This window comes from Virgibacillus dokdonensis, from assembly GCF_900166595.1.
GTDB lineage: Bacteria > Bacillota > Bacilli > Bacillales > Amphibacillaceae > Virgibacillus > Virgibacillus dokdonensis.
Window position 1 is genome coordinate 86,870 of the sequence record NZ_LT745763.1, and the last position, 12,523, is coordinate 99,392.

Below are 12,523 nucleotides of genomic sequence, written 5' to 3' on the forward strand. Positions count from 1 at the left end.
AATGGGATAAAGGTATGCAATAAAAACAATACTTTAAAGGAGTGTCTGTACATGACTCATCATAATAGTGGTAAACAGATAGTGGCACATGCAGCTCTTTCATATGTGCAATCTGGTATGACGTTAGGCCTTGGAACGGGTTCAACGGTTCATTACTTTTTAGAAGAATTAAAAAGATGTGTGCGTGAAGGGTTGCATATTCAGGGTATTCCGACATCCAAACAGACAGAAAAGCTAGCCGAAGCATATGGAATTCCATTAACTAATTTTTCAAAGGTGACAAAAATAGACGTATCTATTGATGGTGCGGATGAAGTCGATCCTGATTTTCAACTAATGAAAGGTGGCGGAGGTTCTTTAGTTCGAGAAAAAATTGTCGCCGAGGCGGCGGATAAACGATTAATCATTGTTGACAATACAAAAAGAGTTGACAAATTAGGGAGATTCCCTCTACCTGTTGAAGTGGTTCCATTTGGTTGGCAAAAAACAGCAGCTTATTTAGAGCGTTTTGGTTGTACGCCTGTATTACGAAAAGTGAACGACCAGCCATTTGTATCTGATAATGGAAATTATATTCTAGATTGTGCTTTTGGCTCCATCGAGCATCCTAAGACATTACATGAACAACTAAAACAGTTGGTTGGGGTGGTGGAGACAGGTTTATTTATTGATATGACCGATATAGTTTTAACGGCTAAAAACGGCGTCGTAAAAAGACAAATAAAGTGATAGCTGTTGTACAAACTCTTTTTACACTAGTATAAGAAAAACTACTGCTTCCGCCATAAAGATTTGGCGGTAAGCTCAGTTTCCTTGTAACGCACGTTTTGAACAACCTCTAAAACGAAAAGAAAATGTGGGAAACATGTTGGAAAAATAGGACAACTAGACATGGAGGGAAAAGATGTGCTCGATATTATTACATTAGGAGAAGCAATGATTGTTTTTAACCCGGGAAGTACAGGGCCATTACAATTTGTTAATACATTTGAAAAGAGAGTTGGCGGTGCAGAGTTGAACCTTGCTATTGGCTGTTCGAGATTGGGGATGAAGACTGGATATATAAGCAGGCTAGGGAACGATGAATTCGGACGTTACATACGCCACTTTATCCGTGGAGAAGGTATAGACACCTCCCAAGTGGAGCTTGTTAACGATTACCCTACGTCCTTAAATTTTAAAGAGAGAATGGAAGACGGCAATACACGTACATTTTATTATCGTAACCAATCGCCGATGAAAGCTTTAACGGTGGCTGATTTAGATGAAAACTATTTTAAACATGCGAGAGTGCTTCACTTAACTGGTATTTACCCAGCTATTGAGGACAGTAATATTCCAGTAATGGAAAAAGCGATTGAACTGGCAAAAAAGCATGATGTAAAAGTATCGTTTGATCCTAATATTCGGCTTCGCATGTGGACAAAGGAAAAGGCACGTGCTGTTCTTGAGAAGATCTTGCCAAAAGTAGATATTTTACTAACAGGTGATGATGAAATGGAAGTTATTATGGGAGAAAAAAACCCACAAAAAATTATAAACCAAGCAAGGGAGTTAGGAATTTCATTCGTCGCGGTAAAGCTAGGCGAAAAAGGATCTGTTGGTTATTATCAAGGTCAAACTGTCGAAGCCGAGCCTGTAAAAGCTTCGACGGTCGTGGATACAGTCGGAGCAGGCGATGGTTTTAATGCCGGTGTACTTTACGGACTTTCGCAGAATTGGGATTTAAACAAAATTATGCAAGTGGCCAATACGGTCGGTTCCATGGTAGTTCGTGTTGTAGGTGACAACGAAGGGTTACCATATTATGAACAAGTGCAGCAACGTCTTGGTGAAATAGAACGAATTGAAAGGTAAAAAGGAAGGAAGACTCACTGTTGTGGTACTTTTAACGTAAAAGAATAAAGGTTTTTTCTCTCTGTTGTTTTATTCCTTCATGTAGAGGAAAAACATGTGAACAATAACAGCATAAAGATAAGGCGCTTCATAAGCTCCTAAGTTGATACCCATAAAACTAACTCATGGGTGTCTTTTTTATATTATAAAAATTAGAATTTTTGTATTTTATGTAAGTGAAGCTACTTAACGCCATATTGACTTGGCGATAGCCAAATTTTCTAATTATAGGAAAAGTCTATAAGTGTAATTGCTAAAAAAATGGGGTAGTAAAACGAATATACTGTTTGAAATTTAGTTTGTAGGGGAGAAATTGTATGTTAGTGAAATGGCTACCACCATCATTAAGTAAGTATTTAAAAATGTCGAAAGAAGAAAGAAAATATGAACTTCGCCTAACATTATGGCGAACACCGTTGTTATATATTATATGGACGTTTTTTCTAGTTGCTATCACTGTTTATATGGATGTAGGGATAGGCATAGCTAAATATACTTTTGACGGTTTTCAAGCTACTTTTGAAACGACGAGGGCATTAATAAGCGCATTAATTGGTGGCGTTCTAACACTTAGTGCGTTTACGCTAAACTCGTTACTCGTTGTACTCACCACATTTAGTGGTCAGTTTTCTCCAAGGATGTTGCAAAATTTTGTCAAAGATAAGCAGACGCAGCATATTTTAGGAATCTTTAATGGCAGTTTTGTTTACGTGTTAATCTTGTTTCTAGCAATTAGTAGTAATCCCGTTGACTATTATGTAGCTGTACCGTTTGCTACTGTAGCCATTGCTTTTTTTGCAGCAGTAACATTTATCTATTTTATAAATCATGCTACTACATGGATGCAAGTGCATAATATTACCGACACGATGAAGCAAGTTACAGTAGAAATGTTAGAAGGAGATTTTACGAAAGACTTACAGCAAATGCGAACGGAAAATCCTGGTGACTTATTGCAAGGGTGGCAAAAAGAAAAATGTAGTGTATTAGCGCCTATATCTGGCTATATACAGCTGATTCTCTTTAAAGACTTACTACAAAAAGCGAAACAAGACAATATTATTGTGAAAATGGAAGTAGGTATTGGAAACTATGCTTTACAAGGAAATCAGCTTTTTACTTATTGGGGGCCAGGCGCTCATCAAGTGAACGAGCAAGAATACTTAGATTTTATTCGTTTAGGCCATAAGGAAACAGAAATTCAAGACTTAAAATACGGTCTAAATAAGCTAGCAGAAATTGCGATTAAAGCAATGGGAAATGATGATCCTAAAACAGCTGCGAATACGATTTATCAAGTGGCCGACTTGCTGTTAGCTTTGGAGAATAAAGCTACCTTTTCCCCCTATTTAGTCGATGAAGAAGGTCAAGTGCGCTTCATATTAGGTGTGGATGATTTCGAATACCACCTCTATCAGGGGTTGGGATTAATTAGACATTATGCACAAAAGAACTATCCGATTATTACAAACATCATTGAAGCGTTAACGAGATTGGCTGGCGCGGTGGATCAAAAATATCATAAGGTGATTTGGAATTTTGCTACGAATACGATTGATCATATTTATACAGAGTTTATTTTTGATCTTGATCGTAAATTATTGCTACGCAATCTTCAAGAGCTTGCACGTATTACGGGCCATGCGTCTAACTATAACTACATCGAACGTCACTTAAAAGGCGATAAGCAATGATTTGCGATGTTTAAGAAGGCAATATAAAGGAATAATACGTATAAATCATGTTATAAGAAAGGAGCATGTTTACGTGAAGCAAGAACATGTACGAGCACAAGTTGAACAAATTTTGGAAAGTGATCTTGTTGGTCCGATGGCTACAGTAAAAGGGAAAATGCCGCACTCTAGGTATATGACGTTTTATCATGATAACTTAACATTGTATACACTAACTAGCAAGCAAACGGACAAAGTAGATGATATTGAACAAAACCCGTATACCCATATTATTCTTGGTTATGAAGGAGAAGGGTTTGGTGACGCTTATGTGGAGTATGAAGGCAAGGTAAATGTCAACGATTCTCCTGAACTAAAGAAGAAATTATGGAGTGACCATGCAAATATATATTTTGATGGACCAGATGACCCAAATTTAACGGTGCTGGAAATAAAGCCATTGCATATCCGTCTCATGAATAAAAAAGGCCAAGAAACGCCACAGGAATTAGAGATATAGGAGTAATCAAGCCAGCTGTATGGGAATAAGCAGCTGGCTTTTTATCAATCAGAGATAGTACAAGGAAAAGCTACAGTTTAGGCCAAGTTTTTTTGGCATAGGCTGTAGCTTTTCTATGGTCTAGGATATTATAAAATTTTGCAGCTGTAGATAAACTTACTAAGTTATTTAGCCACGTCCGGCTCCAGCGCCTTTGTTCTACTATAGAAATTTATAAAAGTTTAAAGGTTTATAGTATAAGAAAAACGATGCCATTCGCCATAAGACTTGGCGACAAGCCACGTTTTTCTAATAATGAAGTCCTATGATTGTGCTTGCTCGGTTTGTAAAGCAAGCCTTCCATCTGTAATTTGATACACTTTATCACAATAATCAATTAATCGTGTATCATGCGTAACAACGATAGTAGTTTTGTTGCTCTTCGTCGTTATTTCTTGTAGCATTTCCATCACTTCAAACGCCCGATCGGAGTCGAGGGAGGCGGTTGGCTCATCGGCTAAAATGATACTAGGGTCTGTGTAGAGTGCCTTGGCAATAGCGACACGTTGTTTTTCTCCTCCTGACAAGTCGGACGGAAAGCTATTTAATAACTTATGAATACCTAATGTTTGATATAGTTCCTGCAATTTTTCAGAAGGCAAGTTATGCTTCTTTACTTTATCTAATAAACGCATTTGTTGCTTCACATTCAAAAATGGAACTAAATTAGATGATTGCAGGACGAACCCAATTTCTTTTAAGCGAATGGCTGATCGCTGTTTCTCTTTTAATTTAGTAATATCTGTACCATTCATAAATACTTGACCACTGGTAGGAGTTTGTAGACCACCGGCTATTGTCAAAAAGGTGCTTTTTCCCGATCCAGATGGTCCAATGACAGCAATTAATTCCCCCTGTTGAGAGGAGAAATCAGTTGGCTTTAGAGCTTCTACTTCTGTATGTCCCGAACCGAAAATTTTACGCACTTGTTTCATTTCAAGAACTGCCATGCTTTAACCTCCAATCGCTTTTAGTGGATCGATCTTTACAATCGTTTGAATAGAGAATAGCGCTCCTAATACAGATACAAAAACAAGTACAATACCATAGAGGAGTAAATCCAAATAATTAAAGGCGATAGGAACGATATCTGGTAAAAAGAACCCTGTAACCATCGTTAACAGAAATCCGAGAACCACACCTGCAGCTGCCAATAAAAAAGTTTGGGCAATAACCGAGTTTGCTAAGTATTTACTCGATATTCCTTGTGCTTTCATAACTCCGAATATACTTATCTTCTGAATGGTAAGTACATAGAGGAAAATAGCTAATACGACTGCAGAGATAACAAATAAGAAGTAAATCATAAAGTTTAAGGTTAATTTTTGTTCTGAATAACCAGGGAGATTTTCGATAAATGTTGTCGTATCTACAACTTCTAATGCTTCTTTAACGTCTATATTGGATAAATCATCTGTTCGAATGACAAAGGCATTTATTTGTTCTTTGTACATTTCTGCTGCTTCTCCGTAGCGCACTTTGTGTACGGTTTGTAAGTCAGTGTAAAGTACCGGTGCAGCAATGAATTTTGCATTATCAGTAAAACCGACAATGGTTAACTTTTCCTCAGTGGAAGCCAATTGCAACTCATCACCGAGTTCAAATCCTTCTTCTTTTAAAGACGCATCAGCAACCACTTCATTATCATTTTGAAACGTCTCGCCCTCTGTTATGTCAGGCATAATGAACTCATCTGCATGAATGCCGAAGAGAGCTACATTCGATTTATTATCCCCTGAAGTAGCGATGGAGCTAATTTGGGCTAAACTAGCAAATTCATCTGCACCTTCCCCATCATAATCCTCCAGTGATAAGCTAGATTGAGGCAGGTTAACATCGGATTCTTCTGTCAAAATGACGCCTTGTGCTTCCCATTTATCAACCGCTGCTTTGTTCATGTCTTCCAACCCGTTTGCCAGCCCTGATAATAAGAAAACAAGGTAGGAAACGAGCAATAATACACCAACAATTAAAGTGAAGCGTAATTTGTTGTTCTTCATCTCATTCCAGGCTAAAAACATGGCTCTCCCTCCCAATCACATGCTAAAAAATTGTATACTCCATTATTGTATAGGAATGTTTTGACAAAACAAAACAGTTAGCTTAGGCTTAATTTGCTAAGAGAGCCAATTCATTATCATGATTGGTGAAATATAGCGTAAAATAATAACATGCTATACTTCATAGAACACCATGGTTGTTCTTCGGAAGCCTTAGATCAATCTCAATTAGTGAAATATAACACAATAAATGGTTAGGGAGAGAAAACATTGAGAACAATTGCTTTTGATTTAGACGATACATTATACGATCGAACTGAGCCATTAAAGCAGACCTTTGCCAGCTTTACGCCTACAAAGGAGCTGCGCTTCAACGAAATTTTACCTATCTATCATAAATATAGTGATATCGCTTTTGAAAAGGTCACGAACCAGCAATGGACATTGGAAGAGTCCTATGTTTATCGTATACGCAAGACGCTTCAAGAACAAAATATCGGCATTAGTGAGCAAGATGCACTCGCTTTTCAAGCAATGTATACAAAAAATCAAGACCGTATTCAGTTAAGACCTCATATAGAAGAGATTATACAGTATTTGCAAAACAAGGAAATACAAACAATTATTATTACCAATGGACCATCGACGAATCAACGTAAAAAAGTACGCCAATTAGGGTTGGAAGCTTATTTATCTGCAAATGAAATTATTGTATCCGAGGAAGAGGGGGTTGCTAAGCCAGACGTAGCAATTTTTAAGGTTGCCGAGAAAAGGTTTGGCTTCGCTAAAAATGAAGTATGGTATGTTGGTGATAGCTTCCCTATGGATATAATCGGGGCTAGTCAAGCTGGTTGGAAGGCGATTTGGCTAAATCCAAGTCGTCAGGAGCCAGTAATTAATTCGAATCCAGCAGAAAAAACAGTGTACTCCACGGAAGCGTTGAAAGAGTATTTATTTCAAATTATATATTGAAGATTTGAGATCATTTCATTGCTGACTTCTAATATGAGGGAGAGTAAATGAAAGAGGAACAGTGATAGGCTGTTCCTTTTTTTATACCTATTTAAAGTGGACAGTTTTAGGGTTAATAGTATAGGGGAAGCTTGGATTATTACTAATTTTTTCTAGGAACCTAATTGTTATGCATGAGTAGACAGAATAAACTACATATGGTACATTTATTATTAATTAATAATACTTTAATTCATAATAAAAGGAGGAGGATGTTACATGGAAGGTTTAAAGGGGATTCATCATGTTACGGCGATTACGAGCAGTGCTGAGAAAAACTATGAATTTTTTACGTATGTCCTCGGCATGCGTTTAGTTAAAAAGACTGTAAATCAAGATGATATTCAAACATACCATTTGTTTTTTGCTGATGATAAGGGAAGCCCAGGGACAGATATGACCTTTTTTGATTTTCCTGGTATTCCAAAAGGTTCACATGGTACAAACGAAATCTATCAGACATCTTTTCGGGTTCCTTCAGATGAAGCACTTACGTATTGGGTTGATCGATTCGATTGTTTGGACGTGAAGCATGCTGGAATTCAAGAGCAATTTGGCAAAAAGATAGTACCTTTCGTAGACTTTGATGATCAGCGATACCAATTAATTTCTGATGAAAATAATGTAGGAGTTGAAGCTGGTATACCTTGGCAAAAAGGCCCAATTCCGTTAGATTATGCAATTACTGGTTTGGGCCCGATTATTATTCGAGTTGCTGACTTTACGGATTTTAAAGAAATGTTGGAGAAGGTATTGCAATTCACATATATACAGGAAGAAAATGAGCTTCATTTGTTTGAAGTAGGTCAAGGAGGAAATGGCGCGCAGGTTATTGTAGAGCATAACAAAACGATGCCAAATGCGCGTCAAGGCTACGGAACGGTTCATCATGTTGCATTCCGAGTAGAGGACCGATCGGTATTAGATGCATGGACAAACCGAATGGAAGGCTTTGGGTTTGCTACGTCAGGTAATGTAAATAGGTATTACTTCGAATCGTTATATTTTAGAATTACGAATCAAATCTTATTTGAACTAGCAACGGAGGAACCAGGATTTATGGTTGATGAACCCTATGAAACGTTAGGTGAAAAATTAGCTTTACCACCATTTCTAGAGGAGAAGCGGGAACAAATTGAAAAAATGGTTCGACCAATAGATACGGTGAGAAGTACGATTCAATTTTAGTCTTATGGTGAAAGCCTATTTTAAACCGATAACAAAGAATTTGACGAGGTTTAAATTATCCATGTGCTTCCTTTATGAAAATTAGTGGGGGAAAGAACCCCCGCTAATTGGAAATGCATGTTATAGAATGCCCCCTTAACTAGCCCACCTTGACGATCGCCTCCTAAGGGAATACGATATAGCTAGTTACTTCATTTTAGTATAGGTATAAACAAAGCTCGACGTTTTCACTATAGATTCTTTTATGTTATGAAGGGTTAGTTTATGGTGTAAACTACATAAAGCTTTTCGTTATGCAGATACGGAGGAAATGCAAGTTTTTAACTTTAAAATAGATAAACTATTATTTAAGTTATGGTTTGGAGGTTATTATGGATAAACCTTTATTTAATATTCCCCATCAGACGTATTCCATGCTTAGTCAAAGTGAACGCTATTTATTGGAGTTTATTCATGAGCATATGGATGAAATTGCTGACATGTCCATTGTTACACTTAGTGAACAGGCTAACGTTTCCACCGCTACGATTGTAAGATTAATGAAAAAAATGGGCTATAACGGCTATACTTCATTTAAGTATCGTTTAAAGCAAGATAAGCAAATGTTAGATACCAATGATTCTCTCGGTGATATTGACGTTGATATTAAGCAGGTCATTAAGAAAAATGAAGAAGAAGTGCTGCGAACCATACAATTGCAAAGCATTGGTCAAATGGAAGACGTCGTTCAAAAAATATACAATGCGAAGCGCATTTATATTTTTAGTCGTGGCTTTTCTGAAATGATTGCTAAAGAAATGATGATTAAACTACAGGCTTTAGACAAAATTTGTGAAACCCATGAAGATCCGAATATTATTCGCGTAAAATCACGTAAAGTGACGAAGGATGATATTGCCATTTTTGTGTCGTTAAATGGAGAAACTGTTGAACTTGTTGAAGCTTGTCAAAACTTAAATATTCGACAAGTAACGACAATTACTCTAACGACAAAAATTGATTCCTCTTTAAGTCATTTATCAGATATGACATTATTAGGGTACAAGACGGAACATTCGCTGTTTCCTGAATATGAAGTCCGTTCTCGCCTGTCCCTCAATGTAATTGCCCGCATATTACTCGATTCTTATGTTATTCGAACAAGAAAATAAAAAGTAAATAGCCATTAAGAAAAGCTCCTTTCCAAAAAAGGAAGCTTTTTTTTGCACGATAGGCGTTCATTGTATCAGTAAAACGACGGTGTTCTCTGCCATAAAGGTTTGCTTTTTCTAAAAGATGAGACTACCAGAAGGCCGCAATGTGGATGTTTACATAAACTGAAAACATTTACATAGAAAACTGTGTAATACTTAAATTAACAACAAAGAAAGAAGGTGAGGCTGTGATCTATACATGCACAATGAATACAGCAATTGATTTATACGTTGCAATGGAAGCGCTAAATCCAAATGCTGTTAATCGAACACACGATGAAGATTACCAGCCGAATGGCAAAGGCGTTAATGTTTCTGTGATGTTGAATAAAATGGGGATACCTAATACCGCATTAGGGTTTATTGGTGGTTTTACGGGACATTTTATTAAAGAAGAGCTCGAAAAACTTGGCATTGCAACAGATTTTATTGAAGTCGCAGGTAATACGCGCATTAACGTTTTTATTAATGCTGATGAGGAGTACAAAATTGTTAATCAAGGTCCAAGTATTCCGCAAGAAGCAATGCACCAGCTATTGGATAAAATAGCGAACATCCCAACTGGAAGTACGCTCATTGTATCGGGTAGTCTTCCAAAAGGTGTTGATGACCAAGTATTAATTACAATTGCTCAAATATGCGATCGAAATCATGTGAAATTAGTTCTTGATTCTAGCTCCACGGTTGTGTTAGAGACACTTGCCTATGAGCCCTATTTATTAAAGCCTAATGAAGACGAGTTAGCCCATCTGTTTGGCGAACAATCTTTGTCAGAAGAACAGATCATTGCATATGGTAAGGAATTAATTGAACGAGGTGCAAGGCATGTCATTATATCAAGGGGAGAAGAAGGTGCAGTCTATTTAGATGGGCAACAAGTTCTTAAGGCAAGCTCTCCAAAAGGAAAGGTTGTTAATACAGCATGTGCTGGGGATGCTTTACTCGCTTCGTATATTGCCAAAACGATTGAAAAAGAATCGATTGCAGAAGCACTGATATATGCAATAGCAACAGGAGCATCGACCGCATTTTCCAAGGGGTTAAGTGATTTATCAGATATTCTTGAGTTAAAGCATCAAGTCCATATTACAAATTTAAGGAGGTAAAAACAGCATGAAAAAGAAAATTGTTGCTGCCACAGGTTGTCCAACTGGAATTGCCCATACGTTTATGGCTGCAGAAGCTTTGCAAAAAGCTGCTGAAAAACTAGGTGTAGAAATAAAAGTGGAAACACATGGTCAAGTAGGAATTGAAAATGCATTGACAGCACAAGAAGTTAAAGAAGCTGATGGTGTCATTATCGCTGCGGATAAGGATGTACAAGCAGACCGATTTCATGGCAAGCCGTTGATCGATGTCTCTGTTGCCAAAGGTATTAAAGAGCCTGAGCATCTAATTGAACAAATTTTGCAAGGAAAAGCGTCTGTTTATTATGCTTCCGATTATGATGGAGCAAAACAAGAAACAGATCAAGAAAGCACAACGAAAGGAAATAATAGTAAATGGGTCCACACTGTTTATAAACATTTAATGAATGGTGTTTCTCACATGCTTCCATTTGTTGTCGGGGGCGGGGTGCTGATTGCAATATCGTTTTTATTCGGCATCTATTCTGCCGATCCAGATCATGAACAATATAACGAATTTGCAGCATTGCTGAAAGAAGTTGGTGGCTTAGGTTTTAGTCTAATGGTGCCAATCTTAGCAGCTTTTATTGCAGAATCGATTGCCAAGCGTCCTGGTATGGTAGTTGGGTTTATCGGTGGTTTATTAGCAAGTCAAGGTGGAGCTGGGTTTTTAGGAGGAATTTTAGCAGGATTTATTGCAGGTTATATTATTATCCTTTTACAAAAACTATTAAAAGGTCTACCGCGCTCTTTAGATGGACTAAAATCAATCTTTTTGTATCCAGTACTTGGGATCTTTTTAATCGGTATTATTATGAAACCAATTATTATCCCAGTTACAGGTTTAAATGAAGGATTAATGGACTTTCTAGCATCTGTTCAATCAACAAATCCATTATTACTAGGTTTAATTGTAGGGGCTATGTGTGGATTTGATATGGGTGGGCCATTTAACAAGGCGGCATATGTAACAGGAACGATGCTACTTGCAGAAGGCAACTTATATTTCATGGCTGGTGTTTCAGCAGCTTGTATTGCACCACCATTAATTATCGCGTTTGCTACGGTTATCTTTCCAAAATACTTTACGAAAGAAGAGCGAAATGCTGGGGCGGTTAACTTTATCTTAGGATCTACCCATATTACAGAAGGAGCGATCCCGTTTGCAGCTAAGAACCCGATTGTTGTTCTACCAATTATTATGCTAGGTTCTAGTATTGCTGCCATCCTAACGTATTTATTTAAAGTGCAAGTTCCTGCGCCACATGGAGGATTTCTCGTTTTACCTGTTGTAACAGGAGCCTTTCAATGGGTTTTAGCCATTCTTATCGGCTCTTTGGTTGGTGCATTAATCTACGGTTTTTCACGTAAAAAAGCAGCCCAGAAATAAAAGAAGGAGGAAGAAGCTAGATGAAAAAAATGATTCAACCAGCATATATTCGGCTACAAGCAACAGCGACTTCACAGCAAGGTGTATTTCAAACGATTGCTGATATAGCAGTTGCCAATGGTATTGCAAGTTCGCAGGAAGCGATTGTAGAAGGCTTGAAGGCGCGTGAAAAGGAAAGTACAACTGGTTTTCAAGAAGGATTTGCGATTCCGCATACGCAAGCTGAGGAAGTCAGTCAACCTGCAATTATTATTGTGCGGACAGAGACAGGGGTTGATTGGGAATCCTTTGATGGCAAGCCTGCCTTCTTCTTTCTTTCGCTGCTTATTCCTAAGTCGGAAGCAGGTACAACACATTTACAAGCATTATCCGCCTTATCTAGAGCATTAATAAATGAAGATATTAGACAAGCTATGCTGCGTGCGACAACGTCAACAGAACTCGCTACGATTATTAGTCAAGCTATTTCAGGAGAGGACGATTAAT

Annotated in this window: 12 protein-coding genes; 10 read left to right on the top strand and 2 right to left on the bottom strand. The window is 37.6% G+C overall.

Translation table 11 applies throughout. The features are described from left to right. Nucleotides 1–51: 51 nt before the first annotated feature. From rpiA to B2C77_RS02275, 4 genes are all read left to right on the top strand, one after another. Entirely contained in the window at nucleotides 52–729 is a 678-nt protein-coding gene (rpiA, locus tag B2C77_RS02260; RefSeq protein WP_077702221.1) for a ribose-5-phosphate isomerase RpiA, read from the top strand. A gap of 162 nt (nucleotides 730–891) precedes the next feature. Then, nucleotides 892–1,857: a sugar kinase gene (locus B2C77_RS02265; RefSeq protein ID WP_176087260.1), complete on the top strand. Its 966-nt coding sequence runs from the start codon at nucleotides 892–894 to the stop codon at nucleotides 1,855–1,857. A 356-nt stretch (nucleotides 1,858–2,213) separates the two neighbouring features. Then, the gene (locus B2C77_RS02270; RefSeq protein ID WP_077702223.1) at nucleotides 2,214–3,590 is read left to right on the top strand and encodes a DUF2254 domain-containing protein; all 1,377 of its coding nucleotides are present in this window, start codon (nucleotides 2,214–2,216) and stop codon (nucleotides 3,588–3,590) included. A 73-nt stretch (nucleotides 3,591–3,663) separates the two neighbouring features. Then, nucleotides 3,664–4,089 (top strand): pyridoxamine 5'-phosphate oxidase family protein, encoded by a 426-nt coding sequence (locus B2C77_RS02275; RefSeq protein WP_077702224.1) that lies wholly within the window; start codon nucleotides 3,664–3,666, stop codon nucleotides 4,087–4,089. A 302-nt stretch (nucleotides 4,090–4,391) separates the two neighbouring features. Here B2C77_RS02275 and B2C77_RS02280 read toward each other — a convergent pair whose 3' ends face one another. Further along, a complete protein-coding gene (locus B2C77_RS02280) occupies nucleotides 4,392–5,078 on the bottom strand; it encodes an ABC transporter ATP-binding protein (RefSeq protein WP_073007915.1) in 687 nt (228 codons plus the stop codon). Between the two features lie 3 nt (nucleotides 5,079–5,081). Continuing rightward, the gene (locus tag B2C77_RS02285) at nucleotides 5,082–6,149 is read right to left on the bottom strand and encodes an ABC transporter permease (protein WP_077702225.1); all 1,068 of its coding nucleotides are present in this window, start codon (nucleotides 6,147–6,149) and stop codon (nucleotides 5,082–5,084) included. A gap of 249 nt (nucleotides 6,150–6,398) precedes the next feature. On the opposite strand from B2C77_RS02285, the gene B2C77_RS02290 reads away from it, so the two are divergent. The 6 genes from B2C77_RS02290 to B2C77_RS02315 all read left to right on the top strand — a co-directional run bounded on the left by B2C77_RS02290 (nucleotide 6,399) and on the right by B2C77_RS02315 (nucleotide 12,522). Beyond that, nucleotides 6,399–7,100 carry an HAD family hydrolase gene (locus tag B2C77_RS02290; protein WP_077702226.1) on the top strand — a complete coding sequence of 234 codons (702 nt, stop codon included), beginning with the start codon at nucleotides 6,399–6,401 and terminating at the stop codon, nucleotides 7,098–7,100. A gap of 258 nt (nucleotides 7,101–7,358) precedes the next feature. Continuing rightward, nucleotides 7,359–8,327 (top strand): ring-cleaving dioxygenase, encoded by a 969-nt coding sequence (locus B2C77_RS02295; RefSeq protein WP_077702227.1) that lies wholly within the window; start codon nucleotides 7,359–7,361, stop codon nucleotides 8,325–8,327. Between the two features lie 371 nt (nucleotides 8,328–8,698). Next, complete coding sequence (locus tag B2C77_RS02300) at nucleotides 8,699–9,478, top strand: MurR/RpiR family transcriptional regulator (protein ID WP_077702228.1); 780 nt, start codon at nucleotides 8,699–8,701, stop codon at nucleotides 9,476–9,478. 230 nt (nucleotides 9,479–9,708) lie between these two features. After that, entirely contained in the window at nucleotides 9,709–10,626 is a 918-nt protein-coding gene (gene pfkB, locus B2C77_RS02305) for a 1-phosphofructokinase (protein WP_077702229.1), read from the top strand. A gap of 7 nt (nucleotides 10,627–10,633) precedes the next feature. Continuing rightward, complete coding sequence (locus tag B2C77_RS02310; protein WP_077702230.1) at nucleotides 10,634–12,037, top strand: PTS fructose transporter subunit IIC; 1,404 nt, start codon at nucleotides 10,634–10,636, stop codon at nucleotides 12,035–12,037. Nucleotides 12,038–12,057: 20 nt separating this feature from the next. Further along, nucleotides 12,058–12,522 (top strand): PTS sugar transporter subunit IIA, encoded by a 465-nt coding sequence (locus B2C77_RS02315; RefSeq protein WP_254843920.1) that lies wholly within the window; start codon nucleotides 12,058–12,060, stop codon nucleotides 12,520–12,522. Nucleotide 12,523 lies beyond the last annotated feature (1 nt).